The organism is Glutamicibacter sp. ZJUTW, assembly GCF_008370855.1.
Classification (GTDB): Bacteria; Actinomycetota; Actinomycetes; order Actinomycetales; family Micrococcaceae; genus Glutamicibacter; species Glutamicibacter nicotianae.
In genome coordinates this window covers 290,902-316,865 of the sequence record NZ_CP043624.1, presented here as the reverse complement: position 1 = coordinate 316,865, position 25,964 = coordinate 290,902, and the positions used below count along the sequence as shown (strand labels likewise).

Annotated in this window: 23 protein-coding genes; 14 read left to right on the top strand and 9 right to left on the bottom strand. The window is 62.7% G+C overall.

The genetic code is table 11. The features are described from left to right. The first annotated feature begins 15 nt into the window (after positions 1-15). A complete protein-coding gene (locus F0M17_RS01515; RefSeq protein WP_149596188.1) occupies positions 16-1,302 on the top strand; it encodes an aspartate kinase in 1,287 nt (428 codons plus the stop codon). Between the two features lie 70 nt (positions 1,303-1,372). Here F0M17_RS01515 and F0M17_RS01510 read toward each other — a convergent pair whose 3' ends face one another. After that, positions 1,373-2,980, bottom strand: coding sequence for an alkaline phosphatase (locus tag F0M17_RS01510; protein WP_038991923.1), 1,608 nt, complete (start codon positions 2,978-2,980; stop codon positions 1,373-1,375). A 178-nt stretch (positions 2,981-3,158) separates the two neighbouring features. Here F0M17_RS01510 and F0M17_RS01505 point away from each other — a divergent pair, with 178 nt between their 5' ends. Further along, positions 3,159-3,914: an aminoglycoside 3'-phosphotransferase gene (locus F0M17_RS01505; protein ID WP_149596187.1), complete on the top strand. Its 756-nt coding sequence runs from the start codon at positions 3,159-3,161 to the stop codon at positions 3,912-3,914. Between the two features lie 10 nt (positions 3,915-3,924). Here F0M17_RS01505 and F0M17_RS01500 read toward each other — a convergent pair whose 3' ends face one another. Both F0M17_RS01500 and F0M17_RS01495 read right to left on the bottom strand, forming a co-directional pair. Next, on the bottom strand, positions 3,925-4,596 hold the full coding sequence (locus tag F0M17_RS01500; protein ID WP_038991925.1) for a response regulator: 672 nt from the start codon (positions 4,594-4,596) through the stop codon (positions 3,925-3,927). Further along, positions 4,593-6,287 carry a sensor histidine kinase gene (locus tag F0M17_RS01495; protein WP_149597680.1) on the bottom strand — a complete coding sequence of 565 codons (1,695 nt, stop codon included), beginning with the start codon at positions 6,285-6,287 and terminating at the stop codon, positions 4,593-4,595. Before F0M17_RS01495 ends, F0M17_RS01500 begins: the two co-directional genes overlap by 4 nt. A 186-nt stretch (positions 6,288-6,473) precedes the next feature. Between F0M17_RS01495 and F0M17_RS01490 the strand changes: the two genes are divergently transcribed. The 4 genes from F0M17_RS01490 (at position 6,474) to F0M17_RS01475 (ending at position 11,056) form a co-directional block, all read left to right on the top strand. Then, positions 6,474-7,898 (top strand): CitMHS family transporter, encoded by a 1,425-nt coding sequence (locus F0M17_RS01490; RefSeq protein WP_038992030.1) that lies wholly within the window; start codon positions 6,474-6,476, stop codon positions 7,896-7,898. A 255-nt stretch (positions 7,899-8,153) separates the two neighbouring features. Continuing rightward, positions 8,154-9,047, top strand: a complete 894-nt coding sequence (locus F0M17_RS01485) for a LysR family transcriptional regulator (protein WP_121866017.1) — start codon at positions 8,154-8,156, stop codon at positions 9,045-9,047. A 167-nt stretch (positions 9,048-9,214) separates the two neighbouring features. Further along, positions 9,215-10,597: an LCP family protein gene (locus F0M17_RS01480; RefSeq protein ID WP_149596185.1), complete on the top strand. Its 1,383-nt coding sequence runs from the start codon at positions 9,215-9,217 to the stop codon at positions 10,595-10,597. A 78-nt stretch (positions 10,598-10,675) separates the two neighbouring features. Further along, on the top strand, positions 10,676-11,056 hold the full coding sequence (locus F0M17_RS01475; RefSeq protein WP_128470715.1) for a Sec-independent protein translocase TatB: 381 nt from the start codon (positions 10,676-10,678) through the stop codon (positions 11,054-11,056). A gap of 228 nt (positions 11,057-11,284) precedes the next feature. Here the strand turns inward: F0M17_RS01475 and F0M17_RS01470 are convergent, their stop codons facing one another. From F0M17_RS01470 to F0M17_RS01460, 3 genes are all read right to left on the bottom strand, one after another. Then, the gene (locus F0M17_RS01470; protein WP_073707503.1) at positions 11,285-12,415 is read right to left on the bottom strand and encodes a ferrochelatase; all 1,131 of its coding nucleotides are present in this window, start codon (positions 12,413-12,415) and stop codon (positions 11,285-11,287) included. A 223-nt stretch (positions 12,416-12,638) separates the two neighbouring features. Beyond that, positions 12,639-13,988 (bottom strand): TIGR01777 family oxidoreductase, encoded by a 1,350-nt coding sequence (locus F0M17_RS01465; protein ID WP_149596184.1) that lies wholly within the window; start codon positions 13,986-13,988, stop codon positions 12,639-12,641. Between the two features lie 151 nt (positions 13,989-14,139). Continuing rightward, positions 14,140-14,697, bottom strand: a complete 558-nt coding sequence (locus tag F0M17_RS01460; RefSeq protein ID WP_149596183.1) for a DUF664 domain-containing protein — start codon at positions 14,695-14,697, stop codon at positions 14,140-14,142. A 78-nt stretch (positions 14,698-14,775) separates the two neighbouring features. On the opposite strand from F0M17_RS01460, the gene F0M17_RS01455 reads away from it, so the two are divergent. From F0M17_RS01455 to F0M17_RS01445, 3 genes are read left to right on the top strand one after another with little or no spacing between them, the layout of a single operon-like run. Continuing rightward, positions 14,776-15,675 (top strand): 3-methyladenine DNA glycosylase, encoded by a 900-nt coding sequence (locus tag F0M17_RS01455; protein WP_149596182.1) that lies wholly within the window; start codon positions 14,776-14,778, stop codon positions 15,673-15,675. 32 nt (positions 15,676-15,707) lie between these two features. Beyond that, positions 15,708-16,139 carry a hypothetical protein gene (locus F0M17_RS01450; protein ID WP_052253837.1) on the top strand — a complete coding sequence of 144 codons (432 nt, stop codon included), beginning with the start codon at positions 15,708-15,710 and terminating at the stop codon, positions 16,137-16,139. A gap of 47 nt (positions 16,140-16,186) precedes the next feature. Further along, on the top strand, positions 16,187-17,764 hold the full coding sequence (locus F0M17_RS01445; RefSeq protein ID WP_038991931.1) for a sodium:proton antiporter: 1,578 nt from the start codon (positions 16,187-16,189) through the stop codon (positions 17,762-17,764). Here F0M17_RS01445 and rlmC read toward each other — a convergent pair. Further along, on the bottom strand, positions 17,761-18,891 hold the full coding sequence (gene rlmC, locus F0M17_RS01440; RefSeq protein ID WP_149596181.1) for a 23S rRNA (uracil(747)-C(5))-methyltransferase RlmC: 1,131 nt from the start codon (positions 18,889-18,891) through the stop codon (positions 17,761-17,763). The genes F0M17_RS01445 and rlmC overlap by 4 nt on opposite strands. Before the next feature lie 179 nt (positions 18,892-19,070). On the opposite strand from rlmC, the gene F0M17_RS01435 reads away from it, so the two are divergent. Next, on the top strand, positions 19,071-20,060 hold the full coding sequence (locus tag F0M17_RS01435; protein ID WP_149596180.1) for an ankyrin repeat domain-containing protein: 990 nt from the start codon (positions 19,071-19,073) through the stop codon (positions 20,058-20,060). An 18-nt stretch (positions 20,061-20,078) separates the two neighbouring features. Here the strand turns inward: F0M17_RS01435 and F0M17_RS17635 are convergent, their stop codons facing one another. After that, positions 20,079-20,381, bottom strand: a complete 303-nt coding sequence (locus F0M17_RS17635; protein WP_246857109.1) for a YchJ family protein — start codon at positions 20,379-20,381, stop codon at positions 20,079-20,081. 328 nt (positions 20,382-20,709) lie between these two features. On the opposite strand from F0M17_RS17635, the gene purS reads away from it, so the two are divergent. The 3 genes from purS to purL are packed head-to-tail and all read left to right on the top strand — an operon-like array spanning position 20,710 to position 24,025. Then, positions 20,710-20,961 (top strand): phosphoribosylformylglycinamidine synthase subunit PurS, encoded by a 252-nt coding sequence (gene purS, locus F0M17_RS01425; RefSeq protein WP_038991933.1) that lies wholly within the window; start codon positions 20,710-20,712, stop codon positions 20,959-20,961. Continuing rightward, positions 20,961-21,713 carry a phosphoribosylformylglycinamidine synthase subunit PurQ gene (gene purQ / locus F0M17_RS01420; RefSeq protein WP_038991934.1) on the top strand — a complete coding sequence of 251 codons (753 nt, stop codon included), beginning with the start codon at positions 20,961-20,963 and terminating at the stop codon, positions 21,711-21,713. The genes purS and purQ overlap by 1 nt, the downstream gene beginning before the upstream one ends. Then, entirely contained in the window at positions 21,710-24,025 is a 2,316-nt protein-coding gene (gene purL / locus F0M17_RS01415; RefSeq protein WP_073707349.1) for a phosphoribosylformylglycinamidine synthase subunit PurL, read from the top strand. The genes purQ and purL overlap by 4 nt, the downstream gene beginning before the upstream one ends. 65 nt (positions 24,026-24,090) lie before the next feature. On the opposite strand, the gene F0M17_RS01410 is transcribed toward purL, so the two are convergent. Continuing rightward, a complete protein-coding gene (locus F0M17_RS01410; protein WP_244213547.1) occupies positions 24,091-24,711 on the bottom strand; it encodes a GerMN domain-containing protein in 621 nt (206 codons plus the stop codon). Between the two features lie 209 nt (positions 24,712-24,920). Here F0M17_RS01410 and F0M17_RS01405 point away from each other — a divergent pair, with 209 nt between their 5' ends. Further along, the gene (locus F0M17_RS01405; RefSeq protein ID WP_073707348.1) at positions 24,921-25,964 is read left to right on the top strand and encodes an LLM class flavin-dependent oxidoreductase; all 1,044 of its coding nucleotides are present in this window, start codon (positions 24,921-24,923) and stop codon (positions 25,962-25,964) included.

Below are 25,964 nucleotides of genomic sequence, written 5' to 3'. Positions count from 1 at the left end.
GTGGAGTGAGTGCCCATGGGCCTAATTGTTCAAAAATTTGGCGGTTCTTCCGTTTCAGATGCCGAAGGCATCAAGCGTGTAGCGCGCCGAATTATTGATACCAAGTCCAAGGGCCATGACGTCGTCGTGGTTGTTTCCGCAATGGGCGACACCACCGATGACCTGCTGGATCTGGCAGGCCAGCTTACCGATGATGCACCGGCTCGCGAAATGGACATGCTGCTCTCCGCCGGTGAACGCATCTCGATGTCGCTGCTGGCAATGGCCATCAACCAGTTCGGCGAGCAGGCCGCATCATTCACCGGCTCGCAGGCAGGCCTGATCACCGATTCAACCCACGGCAAGGCCCGCATCATGGAGGTCTCCCCGCAGCGGGTGCGCCGGGCCATCGACCGCGGATTCGTTGCCATCGTCGCTGGATTCCAGGGCATGAGCAAGGAATCCAAGAACATCACCACCATGGGCCGTGGCGGCTCGGACACCACTGCCGTGGCACTGGCCGCGGCCCTGGGCGCCGATGTCTGCGAGATCTACACCGATGTGGACGGCGTCTACACCGCCGACCCACGCGTGGTCGCCTCGGCAAAGAAGATCGAGAGGATCACCAGCGAGGAAATGCTGGAAATGGCCGCCAGCGGCTCGAAGATCTTGCACCTGCGCTGCGTTGAATACGCCCGCCGCTTCGGCGTGCCGCTACACGTGCGCTCCTCATTCAGCACCAACGAGGGCACCTGGGTGCTCCCGGATCCCGAAGACAAAATCAAAATTCAAGAGGGAGAACCCTTGGAACAGCCAATCATCTCAGGTGTCGCCCACGACCACTCCGAAGCCAAGGTCACCATCATTGGCGTACCTGACATTCCGGGCAAGGCCGCACAGATTTTCGGTGTGATCGCCGCTGCGCAAGCCAATATCGACATGATTGTGCAGAACATCTCGACGCGCGGCTCTGGTGCCACCGATATCTCCTTCACCCTGCCGATGACCGAAACCAAGCACGTGCTGGAAGCGCTGAATACAGCAAAGCCGGAAATCGGCTTCGAGGATATCGAGCACAATGACGAGGTCGGCAAGCTCTCGCTGATTGGCGCAGGCATGCGCTCGAACCCAGGCGTATCCTTCACCTTCTTCGAAGCACTGCACCGCGCAGGCGTGAACGTGGACATGATCTCGACGTCCGAAATCCGCATCTCCGTGGTCACCGATGCCGACAAGCTCAATGACGCAGTACGCGCAATCCACACCGCGTTCGACCTGGACACCGACGTGGAAGCCACCGTCTACGGCGGCACCGGACGCTAAGCGCTGATTAGCCAAGCGAAGAACGCCTGCGAAACAATTCCTGTCTCGCAGGCGTTTTTCATTTTGGTTTCTACTTGGCCGGTTCCAGCGTCTTGGTGTAGACGATGTCGCCCAGCCCATTGCGCAGCGTGACGGTGAACAGGTCCTGCTCGTCAAGATCGACGTGGCCGAAGAACTGGCCCTTGCCATCGCGCGGCGACTGGTTCGTGGTGCCTGCGAGCGAGAAGTCCACACGCGGCCCGAAAGTACCGTCCATCTGGTTCGGCCCGAAGGAACCGGCATTCACTGGCCCGGCCACGAATTCCCAAAACTCATTGAACTCGCGGAATGCCGCGCGTTCGGGCGAGTAGTGGTGGGCTGCGCAGTAGTGGACATCGGCAGTCAGGAAAACGACGTTCTTGATGCCGCGGTCCTTGACCGCCTTGAGCAGCCGGGCCAATTCCAGCTCGCGGCCCAGCGGTGCCCCGTGGTCAGCGTTGGAAATTGATTCCTGGGCTTTGCCATCTGGAACGATGATGCCCAGCGGAAGGTCATTGAGAATGACCTTCCAAGTGGCCTTGGACTTGGCTAGGGAATCCACCAGCCAATTCAGCTGATCTTCGCCGAGAATGGATGTGGACTTCCCTTCCATTCCAGCGGTGTTCTCCGACTTGTAGCTGCGCATGTCCAACGCGAACAGGTCAAGCGCAGGGCCGCGGGAGATCTTGCGGTAAATTCGAGCCGCCTCGAAACCGGTGCCTGGGCGCAGGGCGCGCGGGTCGGCGATGGGCTGGTATTCCTGCCAGGCCTGGCGTCCGCGAGCTGCCAAGGTGTTGATATCGCGAACGGTGTAGCGCTCATCTTCGATGATCTCGCCCGGCCACCAGTTGTTGTGGGTCTCGTGGTCATCCCACTGGGCAATCACCGGAACTTCGGAATACATGGCCCGCACGTTGCGGTCCATCAGGTTGTAGCGGTGCCGGCCGCGGTACTCGTCCAGGGTTTCGGCCACCTTGGAGACTTCTTCGGTGACCAGGTTGCGCCAGATCTGGCCATCAGGCTCCACGACCTCTGCGGCGATCGGGCCATCGGCGTAGATGGTGTCGCCGCTGTGCACGAAGAAATCCGGCTTGGTCGCATGCATGGCCGCGTAGGCGCGCATACCGCCGATCTCTTCATTGATGCCCCAGCCCTGGCCAGCGGTGTCGCCGGACCAGACAAAGCTCTGGGCTCGGGAGGCGTCATGATTGCGGCGACCGGTCAGTGCAGGTGCGGTGCTGAACCAGCCATCCTGCGTCTCGCCAAGGGTTCCATTGTCGTCCTCAAAACCGATGGTGACTGCGAAGCGGGTTCCGGCAGGCAGATGCTGGGCATTGATCTTTGCGGTGAAGTCGGTGGCCTCGCGGGCGTAGGCGCCGTGCAGTGTCCTGGCGAATGATCCGCGGCCGCGGATGATTTCCCCGGTCTCGTCTACCGCGCGCAGTTGAGCACGCAAGCGGCCTTCGCCGGAGCTGCGTGCCCAGAGCACGGCATTGCTCGTGGAGACATCACCCATGGAAAACCCGCTGGTCAGGCCAAGTCGGGAACGCACGAGGCGGGGGCTGCTGGAAGCCAGCGCTGCTCCCGTCGGCCCGACCAAGGTCAGGGCGCTGGCACCGAGAGCACCGGTGAGCAATTTGCGACGCGAAATATCAGTCATGCGCCTCAGTGTTCACGACTCGATTAGCCGTTTCCTTGAGCCAAGATGAACACAAGAAGAAATTAATTCCTGGCAATCCAGTGGCTGTGCACGAGCGAGCGCACCTGCGCGAATTTGCAAGCCGCTTGGCGTTCCTCCAGCCTGCCACCGGAACTCCGATTGCTGGCAGACTTGGACAATGAGTTCAACGCGAGTGATTTCTGGCCCGCCCTCGGCGGATCATCCTGTTCCCCCGGCGGTGCGCGCAGCAGCTGGTCCGGCAGAAATCGAGGGTATCTGGCAAAACGCGCTTGGCGGAGTCACCTACCGCATCGGCTCGGGCGAACAGATACGCTTCGCCAAGTGGTCACCGGGATGCCCTCCGGAAGCGGAAGGCGATCTGAAAACTGAAGCCCAGCGCATGACATGGGCAGGAAAATTCATTCGGGTCCCGGAAGTGCTCTCCTGCGAAGAACAGGCTGACGGCCAGCTGCTCATCACCGCCGCATTGCACGGGCACAGCGCAGCCAGCAGCCTGGGCAAAAGCGACCCTGCGCGTTCAGCCCACGCTGTCGGCCACGGACTGCGTCAAATGCACGATGCCTTGCCCATTGGAGCATGTCCCTTCGACTGGGATCTGGAATCCCGTATTCAGCATCTGCCAGCCGATCAGCAGGCCGAGTTTCTCGACAACGCCCCGGAACTGGATCTTGTGGTGTGCCATGGCGATGCGTGCCTGCCAAACACGATCATCACCGACGACCATGAATTCAGCGCGCATGTGGATTTGGGCATGCTGGGACTCGCAGACCGCTGGGCAGATCTGGCCATTGCCGCGTGGAGCACCGAGTGGAACTACGGGCCTGGTTTCGAACAGTACGTCTACGCGGGCTACGGCATCGAACCGGATGAGCGGAAGATCTCTTTCTATCGCCGGGTCTGGGACGCCACCTAGGGCGCCTTCGCTAACGTGCCACGTATCGGTGTTCAGGTCGGCCACGGGTTCCGTATCCAAGCTGGAGCTCCAGGGATTCATTGGCCACCAGCGCCGCCAAATAGCGTTGCGCTGTCGCACGGGCAACCCCCACCGCTTCTGCAACCTCGGCAACGCTCATCGGTTCGGCCGCTTCCTTCACGCAGGAAAGCACTGCATGCTCGGTCGGGGCGGCGCCCACTGACGCACTGGATTCCTCGCCGCCTTGGAGCGACCGGTACAACCGGTCCACGCCCTGCTGGTTGAACTCCGTGGTCCCGGCCAATTGGCGGCGGTAGCGCGCCCAGCCTTTGAGCTTGGAAGCCAGGGTCTTGGCATCGAAAGGCTTGATGATGAAGGCCAGCGCGCCTGAGCGCAGCGCCTTGTCGATGTTCTTCGGCTCAATCGCCGCGGAGATCATGATCGCATCGACATCGAGTTCTCTGAGCAGCTCGATTCCGCTCACATGCGGCAGGTAGAGGTCCAGCAGGACCAAATCGGGTTTCAGGCTCTGCACCAATTTGGGGACCACGCGCGGATCCTGCACAGGTTCCAAAGCCTGGAACCCGGGGATGGCATTGACCATCTCCGCATGCAGCTCGCCAACCCGGAAATCGTCATCAACGATCAGCACCCGATAATTTCCGCTGCTGTTCTCGTTCAAAGTTGCACTCCTTCGCTGTGGTCATTTTCTGAACTGGATGGTTCAGCCAGCACCGCCGGCAAGCGTGCTGCAAACACTGCACCTGAACCATCGGTGCCGCGATCCGCGATCCAGACATCCCCGCTGCGGGCCTGGGCGAGCCGCTTGATCAGCGGCAGTCCTACGCCACGCCCATGCTCGTTGCCCAGATGGGATCCGGTGCTGACGTCCCGCGCGAAGACATCCTCGTCGGTGGTGATGCCAGGTCCCGAATCGGCCACGGCAATGTGCAGGGTGTTCCCCTCGGACAGCAGATCGATTTCCACCCAGGGTTCAGCATCCGCACTAAGCGCCGCGGTGAAGGCGTTATCCAGCAGATTTCCCAGGACCGCGGTGGCATCCTGGGCATCATGGGCCGAGGCGATCTGCCCGAAAAGCATGGATTGCGGGGACACCCGCAGTTCGATACCCAATTCGTGGGCACGCACCGCCTTCGCCGAAATGAACGCCGCGAGGTAGGCATCCTGGATGGCCTCCAGCCCGGGAACCTGGGCGATCTTCGGCCCTGCTTCCATCACCTCGCGCAGGTAGTCTTCGGCCTGTTCAATCTTCCCCAGATTGATCAACCCGAGGACCGCATGCATGCGATTGGCGAATTCATGGCGTTGGGCGCGCAGCGCGTCGGCCATGTCCTGCACCGCGTCGAGCTTGGTGCCCAGCGCTTCGAGCGTGGTGACGTCATGCAGCAGCACGACCAGCCCGAGATCCACCCCGTCACGGACCACCTTGTTCACGCGGGCGATAAGCGAATTCCCATTCGCCCCGATGCGCACCGGCGCGGGGTCGCATTCCTTGATCGCCTTGACCAGCCGGGGATCCAGGCCAGCGGATTCGAAGTGGCGGCCCACCACGTCTTCCAATTCCGTGCGGTGCGGCAGGCCCAGCAGCTGCCGGACAGCCTTGTTGCGCACGGTGATCCGCTTGTCTGCGCCAATGCCCATGACGCCTTCGGTGACACCGTAGAGCACAGCCTGCTGGTCCCTGACCAGCTGGGCGATTTCGGCCGGCTCCAGCCCCAGGGTCTGGCGCTTCAAGCGGCGGACGGTCACCCGTCCGGCGAACACTGCCACGGCCGCGGCGAGCACCGCGAACAAGACGATCCAGGCGAAGGATTCAAGCAGCGCCCCGGTCAGGGAATCAGTGGTCACGCCCACGGAAACCTCGCCGACAACGGCACCCGAGGCGGCATAGATCGGGACCTTGGCGCGCACCGATTCCCCGAGGGTTCCGTGTTCCCGGGAAACCGCTTCAATGCCCTCCAAAGCGACCGGGTCGGTGGAAACCATCTGGCCCAGTTCTTCGGGGTTCGGATGGCTCAGGCGCAGTCCGCGGTCTTCGGTGATCACCACGAAATAGGCTTGCTCCTGCTCGATGACGGCGTCAGCAAGACGTTGCAGCTCTCCCTCGGCGAGCGCCTGCGGATCCAGCTTGTCCTGCTGGGCGTAGCGTGAAACCTGCTCGACGACTTCCGGCAGCACCGCCACGGTGCGGGCGATGGTCAGCGAAGTGTCCTCCGCTTTCGAATACACCCGGTCATAGCTGGCGAAAAGCGTTCCTGCGGTAACCAGGACAATCAAGACACCTACGACCAGGAACTGCAGTCGCATGATGCGGGAGGCGAAATGCCGGGTGCCGGCGCCAGAACGGAACATGCCACCCAGCATAAACCCATCCTCCCACGCTCGTGATTTTAATGAGCAAAAAGATGGCAAAGAACTTAACCGTTCAACAATAAACACAAGACGCGCAAAGTGAGCACCGCCACGTACCTTGGATTAGTGCCTCGCCCGGCTTGCGGGGCCAAAGGATTCACTCACACTGAAATGGAGGTCGGGTCAATGCTTGTTGCACTCGGATTCCTCATGGTCGCCACCTTCATGGTGCTGATCATGACAAAGCGCATGACGCCCTTGCTGGCATTGATTCTGGTACCGACCATCTTCGGCTTGTTCACCGGTGCCGGATTCGGCCTGGGCGACATGGTCATGGACGCAGTCAAGGACATGTCCGGAACCGCAGCCCTGCTGATGTTCGCGATCATGTACTTCGGCATCATGATCGACGTCGGATTGTTCGACCGCCTGGTCTCCGGCATCCAGAAGCTGGTTGGCAACGACCCGGCCAAGGTCGTCATGGGCACCGCGCTGCTCACCGCAGTCATCTCGCTGGATGGCGATGGATCGACCACCTTCATCGTGGTCACCGCCGCCATGCTGCCGATCTACCAGCGCCTGGGCATGAGCCCAGTGGTCCTGACCTGTGTCGCCGGCCTGACCAACGGCACCCTGAACATCGTTCCGTGGGGCGGCCCAACGGCCCGCGCCGCCGCGGCACTGGGTGTGGACGCTTCGGAAATCTTCGTGCCGATGCTGCCTTCGCTGGGCATTGCCCTCATTGTCATTGCCCTGTTCGCCTGGCAGATGGGTGTTTCCGAGCGCCGCCGCCTGCAGCGCGAGCGTCCGGAAATCTGGGGCACCGAGCTCGGCGGCGGCAACGTTGCCACCCCAACCGAAGGCAAGACACCGGGTGGCACCTCCCCTGCCGGTGGCAACCTGGCAGTTCTGGAATCCGTTGCCCGCAAGGGCGATGGCACCGAATTCTCCACCATGGACGGCACCGTGCTGGATCCGGACCGCGAGACCCTGCGTCCCAAGGTGTTCTACTTCAACCTTGCGTTGACCGTCGCCATCATGGTGCTGCTGGTGGTCGATGTCATGCCGCTGCCATACCTGTTCATGGTGGGTACCGCGATCGCGCTGATTGCCAACTTCCCGAAGGTCTCCGACCAGGTGAAGATGATCGCCGCTCACTCCAGCGAAATCATTGCAGTGGTCTCCATGGTGCTCGCAGCGGCAGTGCTCACCGGCGTGCTCTCCGGCACCGGCATGGTTGACGCCATGAGCCAGTGGCTGGTGGATGTCATTCCTGCCTCCATGGGCCCCTACATGGCGGTGCTGACCGGCTTGATCTCGATTCCTGCCACCTTCCTGATGAGCAACGACGCCTTCTACTTCGGTGTCTTGCCGGTTCTCGCCGAAGCCGGCGCGCACTTCGGTGTTCCAGCGGTGGATATGGCTCGCGCCTCCATCACCGGTCAGCCGGTGCACATGCAGTCTCCGCTCGTTCCAGCCATCCTGCTGCTGGTGTCGCTCTCTCGTGTGGACTTGGGCGATCACCACAAGAAGGTGCTGTGGCGCGCGTTGGTGGTCTCCCTGGTCATGCTTGCTTCAGGCATGCTCCTCGGTGTCATCCACATGGGCTAATGCCCCAAGGGCCGATGGTCCGTCGTCAGCCTGGCTCCGCGCCACCCGGATTTCTCGATTCGGGCAGCGCGGAGCCCGGTGTTTAAGCTGGGCCCAGCACTTTGAGCCGGACACCCATAGCGGCTCTCCGCAAACCGCCACTTCCGCATCCGCTCGGCAAGCTCGGCTTCTCGTGGAATGCTGGAGTCAGGGCCAACCCTCCGGGATTCAAGGAATTCACCCACCCCGTCCCCAAGCGAAGGAAGCATCCAGCGCATGGAAAGAGAACCTCTCGAGAACAGCATTTCCCTGGCCCAGCTCGAAGCCGTGGTCATGATCGTGGACTACGGCTCATTCACGGCCGCCGCGGATATCCTCGGCATTTCCCAGCCCTCCTTGTCCCGCCGCATCAGCGCCCTGGAACGCACCTTGGGCCTGCCCGTCTTCCGGGCCTCCGGCAGGGACATGGTCCTGACCGAGATCGGCCGGAGCATCATTCCCGCCGGACGCCGCGCATTGCGCGAAGTCGCCGCGATCGGAAGCATCGCTTCCTCCACCCGTGCGCTGGCCACCGGGTCCCTGCGCATCGCAGGCCTGCCCTCGCTGGTTGGCGGAATCATGCCCGAGTTCATCGGCCCATTCCATCGCCGCCATCCCGGTGTCCGGATCGAGATCCTGAGCGTGGAGGATGGCGAGCAGCTTGCCGACGCGCTTCGCTTGAATCGCGCCGATCTGGCCTTCGGCGTGAACGAGCGCATCCCTGCAGATCTCATCGGAAAATCATTGCGCGATCAGCAGTTCTCGGCGGTCGTATCCGAGGAGACCGAGGTGGACCCCGATACCGGGCTGAGCGCTGAACTGCTCAATTCCCTCACCCTTGCCACGCTCCCGCAGGGCACCTCGATCCGCAAGATCACCGACGAGGTGTACCGCAGCTTCAAGGCCACCGCTCCACGGCTCATCACCACAACGCAACGTGACGCGCTGGTGCATCTGAGTGTCGCGACCGGCGGGATCACCTTGGTTCCGCGAATCATGGCCAGCACCGCCGTGATCTTCGGCGGCAAGCAGGTTCCACTGCTCTTGCCGGCCAGCAGGCCGCTGGGCGTGATCTATCGACGCGACGAGTACCGCAATCCGGCAGTGGACGAGTTCCTCAAGTTCCTCTGAGACCGAAGTCTCGGTGCGGCTGCAGTGCCCTTGGGCTTCTGCGGGAAATTGGCGTTTCATGCGCTGAATGCATGGATCGTCCCAGCCTTGCTATTGGTTCCTTCCGCGTTTGACGTGGTCAGCTGGAGGGGTAATCCAGCCAAGGCTTGACCAAGGAGTGCAGAATCGTGAATTCCCTGCGGACGGCATCCGCTGCCACGCGAAATTCCAAGCGGACGCGGCGCAGGATGTTCGCCATCATGGCTGCTGCCCTGGTTCTGGCTCTCCTCGTGACTGCGGGCTTCGCGTTCCTGCGCCTGCAGGGGAACATTTCGGTGTCTGCGCTCAGGGCGTCCGACTCGGAAATCCCCGATTCCAGCGAAGGGCTGAGTGTGCTGGTGCTCGGTTCGGATAGCCGGGATTTCAGTTCCACCGGTTTCGGCTCCGACACCGGTTCCCGGCGCAGCGATTCGATGCTTCTGGTCCATGTGTCTCCCGGGAATGAGCGCATCGAAGCGATCCAGATTCCCCGCGATACCGTTATGCAGCTTCCCGCCTGCGCGGATACCGGATCTGGTTCCTATGCCGGTGGCTACGGCATGATCAACTCCGCGCTGAATTACGGGCCCGCATGCTCCGTCGCAGCGGTGGAAGCCCTCACGGCAGTTCGCCTCGACCATTTCATCGAAGTGGACTTCGAAGGATTCATTTCGATCATCGACGCGCTGGGAGGTGTCAAGGTGTGCCTTGCCCAGCCGATGTCGGATCCGAAAGCGAATCTGGATCTTCCGGCCGGGCGGCAGGAACTGGACGGAACCGACGCGCTGGCCTTGGCCAGGACGCGCCATGCCGTTGGCGATGGCAGCGACCTGGCCCGGCTGGGAAACCAGCAGAAGGTCATGTCCGCCATCGTCCAGCGTGCCACGAGCAAGGAAGTCCTCGCACGCCCTGACCGGCTCTATTCCTTCCTCGACGCCACCACCTCCTCGATGACCGTCGACCCGCAGCTCAGTTCGCTGCAGGACCTTGCGTCACTGGCGGCAAGGATCAAGGAGGTCCCCACTGACAAGATCGTCTTCATGACCATGCCGAACCAGCCAGCGCCATCAAACGCCAACCGGGTGGTCCCGGCCCCTGACGCTGCCCTCATCTTCGACCGCATCAAGCGAGGCATCCCGGTGAATCCCGGCTCCGATTCCGCGTCCGGAACAACTGCTACCGAGAAACCCGCCAGCCGGAAGTTGCCTCTGAGCATCGTCAACGGCGCGCAGGTGAGCGGTCTTGCCGGACAGTTCGCGAACGACGCCACGAAGCAGGGCTACACGGTCATCTCGATCGCTACTGCCGCGACTTTGCAGGCGCAGACCAAGCTGCTGATTCCGGACACCGATGATGCCAGGAGCACAGCCGCTGCATTCGCAAAAGCAATGAATCTCGATATCAAGGCCTCTGTCGCCGAGGTCGAAAGCATCGAATTAATCCTGGGCCAGGACTACCAGGATCTGGAGCGGCCCGAGAAGAAGCCCGTCCAGTTGAACAGCCGCATCGCCGACCAGGATCTTTGCGGCTAGCCCGGCGCCAAGGCGGGCAAGACCGGGAATCCCGACTGCTTTCGTCTGTCCAAGCTCTACATTGCGAGGTGGTTCCCCGTGAGCATTGCAGGCATCAACGGCAATGAATTCATCGTCCTGGCCATTCTGGCGGCCGTTCTGCTCGGGCCCGAGAAACTGCCGGACTATGCGCGGAAAACTGCCACGCTGATTCGGCAGTTGCGCCGTCTCGCCGCTGATGCCGAAGAACAGCTCCGCGAGGATCTCGGTGATGAATTCGAGGATCTGGATCTGAAAAGGCTCGACCCTCGGCAATATGATCCTCGCAGGATCATTAGCGACGCGCTACGCGAGAATCTCGATGAACTGACAGGCCAGGCGCTGTCGGATTCCGCTACTGCGAGGAAGCCGGCTCCGCCTCGCTCACCGCCACCGCCAGCGCCTTCCGGCCCGGCTCCCTTTGACGACGAAAGCACCTAGTTGGCTTCGCTCTCAGGTGCCCGGGCGGCCGCGGGCCACGCAGGGTCGGCAAAGCCAGGCTTGATCCAGCAGAAACCAATCATCGATGATTCGGAAAGCCGGCCCTGTTTCGCAGCCCGCGGCACTCGGGATCATCATCGCGAGCACACGAATTCCGGACCCAACGGGGACCGTTGCAGTTCCGGTGGCTTGCCAGCCAACAGTGATGGCCAGCAAGCAACTGCCTGCCTAGCTTGCGGACTTATCGAGGTTCCAATTCGGAACAGTATTTTTTCCCCTGGTGCCTTCGCAGCAATTCCGGGAGCAGGCACCGCTGCCCGGGCCCAGCGCCTTGCTGCCGGAGATGGTTCTTTGCTCCGGGTGCTCTCCACGCACTTGAGCTGCGCGTTCCAGGACCAAATCGACCAAGCCGCTGACAAAGGCGGGCAAAATGCCGACGCTATCGGCACGGAGAAACGCCATCCCCAACTCACGCGCTGTCTGCGCCGCTTCGGTATCCAAATCGAATTTCACCTCCATGTGGTCGGAGACGAAACCTAGCGGAACCACCAGTACCGCTTCAATTCCAGATTCCGAAAGCTCGCGCATGCGGTCATTGATGTCCGGTTCCAGCCAAGGGGTGTGCGCAGATCCGGATCGGGAGCAGAACACCAGCTCGGCATCCAATTGTTCATCTCCATGCAATTCCCCGCTAAGCCACGCCATGAGCTCTTCATGCTGCCCCTGGTAGCCAGCGGTGAATTTCTCCGATGATTTCTGCATCGCCGTCGGAATTGAATGGGTTACGAAGAGGATCTTGTGGCGACCGCGATCCAGGCTGCCGACAAGCCGCTTGAGATCTGCCAGCCCTCGCCGGAGGCATTCGAGCTGGGCCTGGGCGAATCCCGGGTGGTTATAGTACTGGCGGACTTTGTCAATCATCACCTCGATGCCTTCTGCTTCCAGTGCGGCCACGGCACCTGCAAAATCCTCCCGGTATTGCCGGCAAGAGGAATACGAGGAGTATGCCGAAGTGTCAATAGCCAGGAACCTGCGCGAGCCGTGCATGCGCGCATGGTTACCGACCACTTCAGCGAGATACGGTTCCCAGTTCCGGTTGCCCCAGAGCAGCGGCGCATCAATGCCGCGGCTCGCGAATTCATCTTGGAGCGCCCGCAGCAAAGCCTGGTTCTGCTCGTTGATCGGTGATTTTCCACCGAACATGTAGTAATGCTCGCCCACCTCTTCGAGGCGTTCATCTGGAATCCCTCGTCCCCGAGTGACGTTCTGCAGGAAGGGAAGGACATCAGCTGGCTTCTCCGGTCCGCCAAACGACATCAACAGGATTGCATCGAACGGGGCTACCGACATGTTTCCCATCAGGATCTTCCACACTTTCTCCTGGAACAACTGCCGGCATGGGCAAGCTCCTCCCGCCGCCGGCAGATGCAAAAATTTATCTAGATTGGCTATTATCTAGCTAAGCTAATGATAATCCGTTGGCTGGCATATCTCCAATTCGCCTGCACCCGGCTGGGCGAGCCCGGTTCCCTGCAGCGACCTAGCGCTGGAGCATTCGAAGCGTGGCAGGGGGTTCCAGCACCTAGCTCGCGCCGAGGCTATGGGCCAGTTCGAGCTCTATCCGCTCGTTGCGGAATTGATGCCCGGAATCAAGCAGCTTGCGCGGGACGATCCGCTGATCGGCCATGGCCAGCAGTTGCGACCCTTCGGCGCCAAGCACCAATTTCGGGGCAGCACCGGGGACCGGTATTACTGCGGGCCGGTGCACCGCGCGCGCCAGAGCCCGGGTGAATTCGGCGTTGCTGACCGGCTGCGGCGCTACCGCATTGACGGGGCCAGCCAATTGTGAATCCCAGAGCGCGCGATGGTAGATGTCCAGCAGGTCATCAAGGCCGATCCACGACAGCATCTGCTGTCCACCGCCCAAGGGTCCGCCCAGGCCTGCGGAGAATATCGGGCGCAGAACAGCGAGCATCCCGCCCTTGGGGCTGAGCACGACACCGGTGCGGATCTGCACCCGGCGCATTGAACCGCCGCCTTCTTCGGCAGCTTGCTCCCATCGCTGCACGACGCCTGAGAGGAAGTCCGGGGTGCCGGCCGGCGGGGAATCGAACTCGTCCAGCGGGTCCGCTCCGGCTGAAGCGCCATAGAACCCGATGGCCGAGGCGCTGATGAAGGTACGGACATCTGAACGTGCCGCCAGCAGGGCGAGGGAGCGGGTGGGCTCGATCCGGCTGGAGGCGATCGCCTGGCGATGACCCTGGCTGAATCGTCCGAAGATGCTCGCCCCAGCCAGATGGATGACCGCATCGCACCCTTCGAGCAGGCTTTCGTCGGGGTCCGCCGGGTCCCAGCGCCGTTCGCTAGCCGTGTTCGGCGCGTGCCGCACGAGCTTGATGACCCGGTGCCCTCCGGTGGACAAGAAGGCGCAGAGGGCCTGGCCGACCAGTCCGCTTGAACCTGTCACCGCGATCACCAGGGGTTGCAGCCCGGCCTGCGCCGCACGGTGGTGGGCGGCAAAGTCGCCCGCCAACTGGCGGTGCCGGTAGGCGAGCATCGATTCGATCTGCCGCCCGGGCATATTCGACTCGATCCAGTCGCGCACAGTGGTGGACTGCGGCCCAGCGGGCTCGAAGTAATGCTCATGCCGCCACCTCACGGCACGCGCAGGAAGGCCGCGCAGCCCAACCGGTTCGAGCTGGTCGACGAAGCTGCGGTTCTGAGCGAAGCCTTCGGGCTGGTGCTTGGCGTTCCACAGCAATCCGCCGGGAAGACCCAAGACGGCTGTTCCGTCTTTCAGCGAGCCCGCTTCCTCGATGACCTTCAGCGGAAGCCACGGTGGCAGGAGCCGGTGGATGGCCCCGGGTCGCGAGAACCAGTCGAAGACGACAGGGGCAGATACCGGCAGCTGGCTGGAGCGCTCAATGTTCATGGCCCCATCGTAGGGGCGGGGACATGTTTTCCCCATGGGCTTTCAGGTTTCTTCCATAAGTCGCGCTGAACCGGCACCGGCTCAAAGGCCCACCAAGGTTCCAGGCCTCTGGAAACTGCAGCGGAGGAAGGGAAGTTCCTCCTTCCAGGCGCTACTCCCGGTACCACGCGGGCAGATAATCCCACGGAGCATCTTCGCCCACTCGCCCGTCAACTGCTTCCCGCAGGAGATCTGCATGCCCTGCATGCCGGCCGTACTCTTCGATCAGATCGCAGATGATTCTGCGTATCGACGCATGCTTGCCTTCGAATTCCAATCCCGAGTCCGCATCCAGCGTCCCTTCCTCGATGATCGACTGCTGGATTTTCCGGCTCTTGGCCACCGCATGGTCGTAGCGTTGGTAAAGGATCTCCGGATCGTCGTCCAGATCCACAACGAACTGCTCACGCCCGTCGGCTGTGAGCTCAAGGAGCACCTCGGGCCGTTGCCCGGCGATGAAGTAGGTGAATTTCTCGTCCTCGACCAAAGCAAGGTGCTGCAGCAATCCGCCCAGGGTCAGCTGGCTACTGGGCAGCTTCGTGGCCAGCTGGCGGATGTCCAGCCCGTCGGCCTTGTACCGGAAAGTGGTGCGCAGCCTGTCGAGCATCCCGAACAGATGCTGCTGCTCGGTACCGCCCATGGGCGGTTCCCAGACAGGAAAGTCTTGCATCGCGTCCCCCTTTTCCAGGAAGTGTGAGTTGGCGTACCAAACTGGTTTCATCGGCCCATGAATTGAATAATTAGAAGTATGCCTCTGACCGCCACCATTTTGGAACCCTCGCAGTGGATGCCTGATGCCGCCGAGCATGAAGCACGGGCGCGGGCCTTTGGCGAACCTTTCGTGGATCGGCGCATGAAAGGCAAGAAGCACCCTATCGAGGATTTCCTGTTCACCTACTACACGCAAAAGCCTGGCCAGCTCTACCGATGGCATCCCGGAATGGACGTGGTTCTCACCGGAGAGGCCGCCCAAGAACGCCGCGACTGGAAGTTCTACCGCGTTGTCCAGGGCAGCCACGGCACGGGCTACCAATTTGATGCGCCGGCGTTCGGCAAGGCGCGCGCACGCGCCATCGAGTTCGCCCGAATCATCCTGGCCGGCACCTCTCAGCGTTCAGGCAATTTCTCCTGCTTCGGCCTCCACGAGTGGGCGATGGCCTACAAGTCGGAGGAAAACGGCATCCGCCATGAATACCTTCCGCTGCGCCTGGGCGCGCAGGGAACCGATGAAGTGGTGGAAACCCACAAGATCCGTTGCACCCACTTCGATGCCTTCCGCTTCTACGCACCCCAGGCCATCGAGCTCAACGAGCTGCAGCCAACCAGGGAAACCCAGCGCGATCTGGAACAGCCCGGTTGCTTGCACGCCAACATGGACCTGTACAAGTGGGCCTACAAGCTCTCCCCGGCGGTACCCAGCGAACTGGTCATGGACTGCTTCGAGCTCGCTTGGGACATCCGCACCATGGACATGCAGGCGTCCCCCTATGATTTGGGCGATTGGGGCCACGAACCCATCCGGATTGAAACTCCCGAGGGCAAGGCCGAGTATGTGCGGTTGCAAAAGGAATTTGCGCAGCGCGCCGATGCGCTGCGCAAGCAATTGCTGGACGTTGCCAACAACCTGCCAATCTCCCGGGAAGACTAGAACTCTGGTTAGGGCCGGGGCATCATGGATGCATGGGCGCAGCACGCGGAAACCACCTGCTGCTGGCCGGCATCGCGGCCAGCGCCGTGGGCCTCTTGCTGGCTTCTTGCGCCGCCGGCAGCGGCCATGAAACTCGCACCCGACTGGAAATCACCATCCGCGATGACGGCACCGAAATCTCGCAGCAGTACACCTTGGAATGCTCTGGCGAGCAAGCCGCTGATTCCAGCACCCTTCCCGACGCGTCCAAGGCCTGCTTGCAGCTCGAGCTTGAACCCGGCGTCATCACCGGAAAGCCCGGTCCGGACGAGATCTGCACCGAAATTTATGGCGGGCCGCAGCGGGCCGAAGTCAGTGGAACGCTGCGAGGCGATCCGGTCGATGCGAGTTTCTCTCGGCATAACGGCTGCGCCATCGAGCGCTGGGACACCGCGGCATTTCTCCTCGGTCCAGTGAAACGATAAGTCAATAATCCCGATTAGCCACGTGGAGAAACTAGAATAGTTAGACTATGGAGTTTTTCCTGCTGATCATCGCACTGCTATTCGCCACGATTCTGATTGTCGGCATCGGGGAACGCATTAAATTGCCCTACCCGATCTTGATGCTGATTTTCGCGACGTTGGCGGGCTTCTTGCCGTTCATGCCCGAAATGCACATCGAGCCAGAACTGATCCTTCCGATCTTCTTGCCCCCTTTGCTTTTCGCTACGGCCCAGCGCAGCAGCTGGTCAGTATTCCGCTTCCGATGGAAGGCCTTGATCAGGCTAGCCGTGGTGCTGATCGTAGTGACAGCAGGCACAGTGGCCGCCACCGCGCTGGCGTTCTCCCCGATCGTTTCCATTCCGCTGGCCCTGGCGCTGGGAGCCGTTGTCGCCCCGCCCGACCCGGTGGCCGTGGATGCCATTGCCACCAAGGTGAAGATGCCGCGGCGCCTGACCTCCCTGCTGGAAACCGAGGGCCTGTTCAACGACGCCATGGCCATCGTGATCTTCCAGCTGGCAGTGCAGGCAACCCTGAATGGCTCGGAGGTCGGGCTCGAGATCATTCCGCAATTCCTGCTTGGCGCCGCAGGCGCCGTAGTCCTGGGCCTGGCCATGGGCTGGGCCATCGGCGCACTGAACCGCTTCGTTCCCAACCTGGCGGCACGTTGCGCAGCCACCCTGGTGGCACCCTATGCGGTCTATATGATTGCCGAGGAACTGCATATTTCCGGCGTCATCGCGGTCGTGGTCACGGCCCTTGAAATGGTGCGCCGCGACCGTCCCCAGGACTCCGCCGAACGCCTGACCCGGCAGTCCTTCTGGGAAGTGCTCGAGCTGCTGGCCACCGGCTTGGCCTTCGGCTTGATGGGCATCGAGATGAACCAGGTGATCCAGGAGGAAGGCAGCAATCTGATTGGCTTCATCCCAGGCATTGCCGCGATCTGCTTCGTGGTCATCGCCGTGCGTGCGCTGTGGATGCTGGGGACCTACTACCTGCCCAACCGCGCCAAGCCCGCGATTCCTGCACGCAAGGACGCGCTGGTGCTCACCTGGTGCGGCATGCGCGGCCTGGCGACACTGGCCCTGGCGCTGGCGCTGCCAAAGGTCACGGCCGATGGAACTGCCATCGAGGGCCGCAATTTCGTGGTGGTGGCCGCCTGCTCGGTCTTGCTGTGCACCCTGGTGCTGCCGGGCCTGACCCTGCCGGCGCTGATGCGCGTGCTGAAGCTGCGCAATAACGAACAGGACACCAAGCGTGCCCGCCGCGCCCTGGCCCGCCGTGCCGAAGCCGTCGCCTTGTCGGCGCTGCGCAAGAACGTCGAGCTGGAAGAGCTGCCGGAGAACTACCAGCAGGCGGTGCGTCGGCGCATGAACTCGCTGCACACCATCCTGGCCAAGGACCCGGATCCGCATGATGCGATCTCGGACGAGAAGTACACGCAGATCCGTGCGGTGATCGCCAAGGCAGATTCGATCCAGGCCATCGCACTGGAAGCCGCCCGCGACGAGCTGCTCAAGGCCCGCCGCGAACCGAATATCGACCCGCACCTTGTTGATGAGATTGTCGGGCGCCTCGACCGGCGCACCGCAACCCTGGATCGCTAGGCGACCTTGCGCTCCAGCTTCACGATGACCTCGTAGTGGCTGGTCTGCGGGAACATGTCCATCACGCGGGCCAGCTGCGGGGTGTAGTTATCCAGCCGCTCCAGGTCCCTGGCCAGGGACTTCGCATTGCAGCTGGAGTAGATGACGTGCTGGACATCCGACTCGTTCAGCCACGCCGCCAGCTGCGCGGAAATGCCGCGGCGCGGCGGATTCACGATCACCGCGTCCGGTGCCCAGCCGGCATTCAGCGCGAATTCGGTAGCGTCCTGGGCCTTGAAGTGAACGTCTTCCAATTCCATGGCTTTCGCGCTGGTCTTGGCCGCTTCGACAGCGTCCGCGCTGGTCTCGATACCGTACACGGTGCGGTCCTCCGCAGCGCAGTGCAGCGCAAAACCGCCCACCCCGCTGTACAAATCCCACACGCTTTCCGGGTTGGCATCGTTGATCCATTGGCGGGCCTGGCGGTACAACGCGGCGGCGATCTCGCTATTGGTCTGGAAGAAACCCTGGGGACGCAGGTGCATCGGGACACCATTCAACCCGAATTCCAAGGTGCTGCGGCGGGTCAGGATGATTTCCTCTTCGCCTTCCAGCACCGCCTTGTGCTCGGGCAGGAAGTTCACCGACACCACGCTGTGGCGCGGAAGCTGCTCGAGGAACTGCGGCAGCGAATCGCGCAGCGCGACAAAATGCTTCTTGGTGCGCAGCACCCAGCGGACCATCACCGAGCCGGTGTCCGACAGGGTGAGAATCACATGCTTCAGTTCGCCCTTGCGCTTGGGAACATCGTAGGGAATGAGCTTCAAATCATGGATGAACTGCTCGATGACCGGGAACACCGCACGCAACGGTGCCGCGATGACGCCGCAGTTGCGCAGATCGACACCATGGCCGTCGGCATCCAGGATGCCGATGGTCGGTTGCTCGGTGGTCCCGGAAATGACCATCTTGGCCTTGTTGCGGAAGCCCTGCTCGTTGCTGGCTTGGGGCGGAAGGAATTCCAGGGACTGGAAGCCGGAGAGCAGCTGCTGGCAATCCTCGACTTTTGATTGCAGTTGCCGGGCGTAGGGCACCGTCATCAAGGTGCACGAGCGGCAACGGGAGGCAGAAAAGTAAAGGCAATCCATGGTGCTAATGATTTTAGCGAAGATCGGCAGGGGCCGGGCACAGAGCAATCTCGGCGCCGATTGACCGCAAATTTTCAGCTTCGGCCGCTAAGCTCGCAAGTGATCAAAAGTTACTGAGCAGAGTCCCTGGATGGTGCGAAAACCATTCCGGGATGGGTTGTTGAACCGCGAAAGGACAGATGGCACTTCATACCGGTCCCACCACGAACCGCCGTGGATTGGCATTGCTGGCGCTACCGCTGGCCGCGATCATGGGCGCATGCTCCAGCTGTTCCGCTTCCTCGCCCCAGGCCCAAGAAGTTGCTTCCAACCCGGCTCCCGCCCCTGCCTCCACCGCTTCAGCCCAGGCATCCATGCCTACCCCGGGCAAGGCCGCATCTGGCTCCAGCCTCCCGGCTCCGGCTTCCTCCCAAAGCGGCACCACCGCACCGACCACGACGCCGGGCAATACGGCCCAGCAGACCAGCAGCCCTGCCGCCCCGGAAAGCTCCGAGACAACTCTCTCGCCACTGGCTTCGGGCGCCAACACCGGCGCTTCCATCAAGGCCCTTCCCAGCGCATCGGCTGGCATGCCCAAGTCCACTACCCAGCTCTTCGCTGCGGTGAACGAGGGCAAGCTGAAGGACGTCAAGGCGGCATTGAAGAAGGGCGCCGACGTTGATGCGCAAGACCAGTCCGGCCGCACCGCGTTGATGCGTGCTGTCATCAACAAGAACCATGCCATTGCCAAGGAACTGTTCAAGGCCGGTTCGGATCCCAATAAGAAGGACGACTTCTACGAGACCCCGTTCCTGCGTGCCAGCGCCAACGGCCAAGTTGAAACGCTCAAGATGCTCATTGACGGCGGAGCGGACCTCGCCTCGGTCAATCGCATGGGCGGCACCGCGCTGGCAGTCGCAAGCGAGAATGGCCAGGTCCAGGCCGTACGCCACCTGCTGCGCACCGGCATCCCTGTCGACCAGGTCAATGACCTGGGCTGGACTGCCCTGCACGAAACCATTGTCCTGGGCCAAGGCACCAGCAACGCCATCACCATTGCGCGCTTGCTGATTACCCACGGGGCCAACCCGCACCTGGAGGACCATTCCGGTTCCGATGCGTTCAAGCTGGCCCGTGAACGCCAGCAGACCCAGATGCTGACCATGCTGCAGGCCGCGGCCAAGCGCTGAGCGGCTGAACCCCCAGCCCTAGAGCGCGTCGAGGTAGTACCAGGCGCCGTCCTGCTTCACGAAGGTGCTCACCTCATGCTGCTGCGCCTCATGCCGTCCATCGCGGTAGTGCGCGGCGAATTCCACCACCCCGCGGGAGGCTGTTGCACCGCCGGCGCGGGTTGAAATGATCTCCAAACCCCTCCAGCGCAGCTGCGCATCCAATCCCAGCTCCTTGGGCCTGGTGCTCTCATGCCAGGTCGCCAGCAAATACCGTTCCAAGCCGAGCACGAAGGCGCTGTAGCGCGAGCGCATCAGCTGCTCTGCGGTCTCAGGCAGCACCGAACCATCTTCCCTTCCGTCATGCAACGGTTTGCAGCAGTTTTCGTAGGACAGTTTCGCGGCGTCCAGAACACGGCAGGCGCAGACGGCTTGACTAGCATTTTTCACAGTTTCAGCATACGCGCCAAGCGCTGCCCGGAATCCCGTGAGCCAAAGATCACATGACTTAAACCGCGAGATATCGGTGCTATCGCACACAGGCACGTTTTCCCTGTCACATTCACGGGTAGACTATGAGGGCAAGCTCGCGGAGCGCCAAATCCCCCTGGTGTGAGACGGCATCTCCGTGTGGCATTTAACTTAACCTCGCCAACAGGAGATATGCCGGATGCCCCGCATCGTTGTAGATGTCATGCTCAAGCCAGAAATCCTTGACCCACAGGGCAAGGCCATTGCGGGAGCGCTTCCCCGCCTAGGCTTCACCTCCTTCGAAGCTGTCCGCCAGGGCAAACGCTTTGAACTGTCAGTGGACGGCGAGGTGACCGAAGAAATCCTCGCACAGGCTCGCGAGGCAGCAGAAACCCTGCTGTCCAACCCGGTGATCGAAGATGTCGTCAACGTCGAGGTAGTCGAAGACTAATGAGCGCCGAACTTCCCCTGATTGGCGACTATTCAACGCCAAGCACCGAAATTTCCGGAGCGCGCATCGGCGTGGTGACCTTCCCGGGCACCCTCGATGACCGCGACGCCGCGCGCGCAGTGCGCGCCGCCGGTGCCGAGGCCGTGTCCCTGTGGCACGCCGACACCGACCTGCAGGACGTCGACGCCGTGGTGATCCCCGGCGGCTTCTCCTACGGCGACTACCTGCGTGCCGGCGCGATCTCCCGCTTCGCACCGATGATGGCGAAGATCGCCGATGCCGCGAACTCCGATGCCAAGCTGCCCGTGCTGGGCATCTGCAACGGTTTCCAGATCCTCACCGAGTCGCACCTGCTGCCCGGTTCGATGATCAAGAACGATCACCTGAAGTTCATCTGCCGCGACCAGCTGCTGCGCGTGGAGAACAACCAGACCGCGTGGACCAACGGGTTCGAAGCCGGCCAGGAGATCACCATCGTGCTGAAGAACCAGGACGGCCAGTACGTCGCTGACGAGAAGGTGCTGGACGAGCTCGAAGCCGAGAACCGCATCGCGTTCTCCTACGTGGGCTGGAACCCGAACGGCTCGCGCCGCTCGATCGCCGGCGTGAGCAACAAGGCGGGCAACGTTGTCGGCCTGATGCCGCACCCGGAGCATGCCATTGAAGCCGGCTTCGGCCCGGATCACCGCGGCACCGACGGCCTGGCATTCTTCACCAGTGTTCTGACCCACCTTGTTGGAGGCAAAAAGTGAGCCAGGAAGCCACTAAGGAATTCAATATCGACACCGTCGATAACGCAGCGGGCACCCCGGACGTGGAACTGCCCTGGGCAGAGCTGGGCCTGAAGGACAACGAGTTCGCCGAGATCGTCAAGATCCTCGGCCGCCGTCCGACCGCCGCTGAATTGGCCATGTACTCGGTCATGTGGTCCGAGCACTGCTCCTACAAGTCCACCAAGAACCACCTGCGCCAGTTCGGGCAGAAGGTCACCGAGGAGATGAAGAAGGACCTGATGGTCGGCATGGGCGAAAACGCCGGTGTCACCGACCTGGGCGACGGCTGGGCCGTGACCTTCAAGATCGAATCGCACAACTCCCCGTCCTACGTGGAGCCCTACCAGGGGGCTGCCACCGGCATCGGCGGCATCGTGCGCGACATCATCTCCATGGGCGCCCGCCCGATCGCCGTGATGGATCCGCTGCGCTTCGGCGCGATCGACCACGAGGATTCGCAGCGCGTGGTGCACGGCGTGGTCTCCGGCATCGGCGGCTACGGCAACTCGCTGGGCCTGCCGAACATCGGCGGCGAAACCGTGTTCGACCCGATCTACCAGGGCAACCCGCTGGTCAACGCGCTGGCAGTCGGCGCGCTGCGCCACGAGGACCTGCGCCTGGCCAACGCCTCGGGCGTGGGCAACAAGGTGGTGCTCTTCGGTGCGCGCACCGGCGGCGACGGCATCGGCGGCGCCTCGGTGCTGGCCTCCGAGTCCTTCGACGACACCAAGCCATCCAAGCGGCCGGCCGTGCAGGTCGGCGACCCGTTCGCCGAGAAGGTGCTCATCGAGTGCTGCCTGGAGCTGTTCAAGGCCTCGCTGGTCGAGGGCATCCAGGACCTGGGCGCCGCGGGCATCTCCTGCGCCACCAGCGAGCTTGCCTCCAACGGCGAGGGCGGCATGCAGGTCGAGCTGACCAACGTGCTGCTGCGCGACTCCACCCTGACCCCGGGCGAAATCCTGATGTCGGAGTCCCAGGAACGCATGATGGCCGTGGTGACCCCCGAGAACGTCGAGGCATTCGAGGCGGTCATGGCCAAGTGGAACGTGGAGTACTCCTGGCTGGGCGAGGTGACCGACACCGACCGGCTGATCATCACCTGGGACGGCGAGGTCATCGTCGACGTGGATCCGAAGACCGTCGCCCACGACGGCCCGGTCTACGACCGCCCTTACGCCCGCCCCCATTGGCAGGACGCGCTGCAGGCAGACACCTTCAAGTCCTCGGCAGCCGGCGCCAACCTGCCGGCCACCGGCGAAGAGCTGAAGGCCGCCACCCTGGAGCTGATCGCCAGCCCGAACCTGTGCGACAAGTCCTGGATCACCAGCCAGTACGACCGCTACGTCGGCGGCAACACCGCGCTGGCCGCCCCGGATGATGCCGGAGTGGTCCGCATCGACGAGTCCACCGGCCTCGGCGTGGCCATCGCCACCGATGCCAACGGCCGCTACACCTACCTGGATCCGTACGCCGGCGCGCAGCTGGCTCTGGCCGAGTCCTACCGCAACGTCGCCACTTCCGGCGCCGTTCCTGCTGCCGTCTCCGACTGCCTGAACTACGGCTCCCCCGAGGACCCGGATGTCATGTGGCAGCTGGCCGAGGGCATCCGCGGCCTGTCGGACGCCTGCATGGAGCTGGGCGTCCCGGTCACCGGCGGCAACGTCTCGCTGTACAACCAGACCGGCGACAAGGCCATCCACCCGACCCCGGTGGTTGCGACCCTGGGCAAGCTGGATGACGTCGCCCGCCGCACCCCGTCGGGCTGGCGCGAAGAGGCCGACGGCCAGGCCATCTACCTGATCGGCACCACCGCCGATGAGCTGGACGGCTCGGAGTACGCGAACCTGCGCGGCCACCTCGGCGGCCTGCCGCCGAAGGTCGATCTGGCAGCCGAGAAGGAACTGGGCGAGATCCTGATCAACGCCAGCCGCGACGGCATGATCGACGCGGCGCACGACCTGTCCGAGGGCGGCCTGGTTGCCGCGCTGTCCGAGATGGTCCTGCGCTACGGCGTCGGCGCCCGCGTGGCCCTGGACGAGATCAAGCAGCGTGACGGGCTTGATTCCTTCACCGCCCTGTTCTCTGAGTCCCAGGCCCGCGCCCTGGTTGCGGTTCCACGCAGCGAAGAGGTCCGCTTCAACGACATGACTGGCGCCCGCGGCGTCACCGTGGCCCGCCTCGGCATTGTCGATGCGCAGTCCGGCGCCCTGGAAATCCAGGGCGAGTTCACCGTATCGGTGGACGAGCTGCGCGAAGCATCCGAAGGCACCATGAAGAAGTACTTCGGCTAGGCTCCAGCCAACCTGTCAACGGCGGCTCTCCTCATTGAGGAGGGCCGCCGTTTTGCCTAGGCTGGTTATTTGGCGCTGAGCACTTCTTCGAGCTTTTTTCCGCCAACAAGGATCCGGGCCTCGCCGGTACCGGCCGCGGTCATCGCGGTGTACTGGAGCTGTCCGATAATGCGCGGATCATCGCAAGTGCCGCCGGAGCTCACGGTTCCGCTCAATTCGACGGTCACCACATCGCCATCCACTGCCGATGAAACGTAGTCGAGGTCAGAACCGGCCAAGGCGTTGCGCAGCCCGGATTCTCCGAGCATTTCCTCCTCATCATCGAGCAGCGCGTCAATCGAGGCCTCAATTTGGTTGGTGAATTCCTCTGGCCCCGTTTCGGTCGCGACCAGCGAGTCGCCGCAGCCGATCTCCGGCCCTGCTTTCCCTTCATCGCCCACGGCAACATAGAACAGCGTCAGGGCCGCTGTAGTTGGCTCCGCGACGCTTGCCGCCGGCTCCGTGCTCTGCGCCGGTGTAGAGCCGCCAGGGCTAGTTGGCGATGCCGATGTTTCCGTACTCGCGCTGGTTGGCGGTGCAGGGCTTTCGGCCGTCTCGCCACCGGGGCCTTGGCTGCAGCCTGCAGCGAGCATGAGCACCGCAAGAACGAGCGCCAGTGGCGCTGGAGAGGTTCGTTGAATTCGCATGGTGATTCCTCCTCGCCAGACTCGAACGAATGGTTTTCCTACCGTAGCCATGCGCGGTGAACCCAATCCAGCACGAATCCGTTGCAGTTTGGCTCCTTTGCAGCCCCAAATGAATCAGCTGGAGAAGGCCGAATTAAAGTGGTTGACACGTCAACGACATTGAGTGATAATTGATGCATCAACCAAGTATTTGAAACGGGGAACACGCAATGACCGCCAGCGAGACTATCGAATTCGGCCTTGACACCTTCGGCGACGTGCCCAGCGACAAGACGGGCAAGCTGGCAACCCACGCGCAGGGGATCCGCGCCACCGTCCAGGAGGCCATCGCGGCCGACCAGGCAGGCGTCGACGTGATCGCCGTCGGCGAGCACCATCGTCCGGAGTACGCCATCTCCAGCCCCGAAACGGTACTGGCCGGCATTGCCACGGCGACCGAGCGGATCCGCCTCGGATCCGGCGTGACCGTGCTGTCCTCAGATGATCCGGTCCGCGTCTTCCAGCGCTTCGCTACCGTGGATGCGCTGTCCAACGGCCGCGCCGAGGTCATGCTGGGCCGCGGCTCGTTCACCGAATCCTTCCCGCTGTTCGGCTACGACATGGCCGACTACGATCTGCTCTTCGACGAGAAGATCGACCTGTTCCACAAGCTGCTCGACGAGAAGCCGGTCACCTGGCAGGGCACCAAGCGTGCGGCGCTGGTGGACATGGACGTCTTCCCGAAGACCGAGTCAGGCCGCTTGAACACCTGGGTGGGCGTAGGCGGCTCCCCGCAGTCGGTCATCCGCACCGCGCACTACGGATTCCGCATGATGCTCGCGGTCATCGGCGGCTCGCCCGAGCGCTTCGCACCCTACATCGATCTGTACCGCCGGGCCAACGACCAGTTCGGCCACGCAACCCTGCCGGTGGGCCTGCACTCCCCCGGCTTCGTGGCGGAAACCGACGAGCTGGCCCGCGAGCATATGTTCGACGCCTACAAGGAGCAGCGCGACCGCATCGGTGCCAGCCGCGGCTGGAGCCCGATGAGCCGCGGCGAATTCGAGCATGAGATCAGCGAAGGCTCGCTGTATGTCGGCTCGCCGGAAACCGTGGCGCGCAAGATCGCCAAGACCATCAAGTCCCTGGATATCGGCCGTTTCGATTTGATCTACTCCGGCGGCGCGGTGGAAGCCGGCGCCCGCCTGCGTGCCGTGGAGCTCTACGGCGAGAAGGTCATCCCGCTGGTGCGCGACATGCTCGCCCAGAGCTAG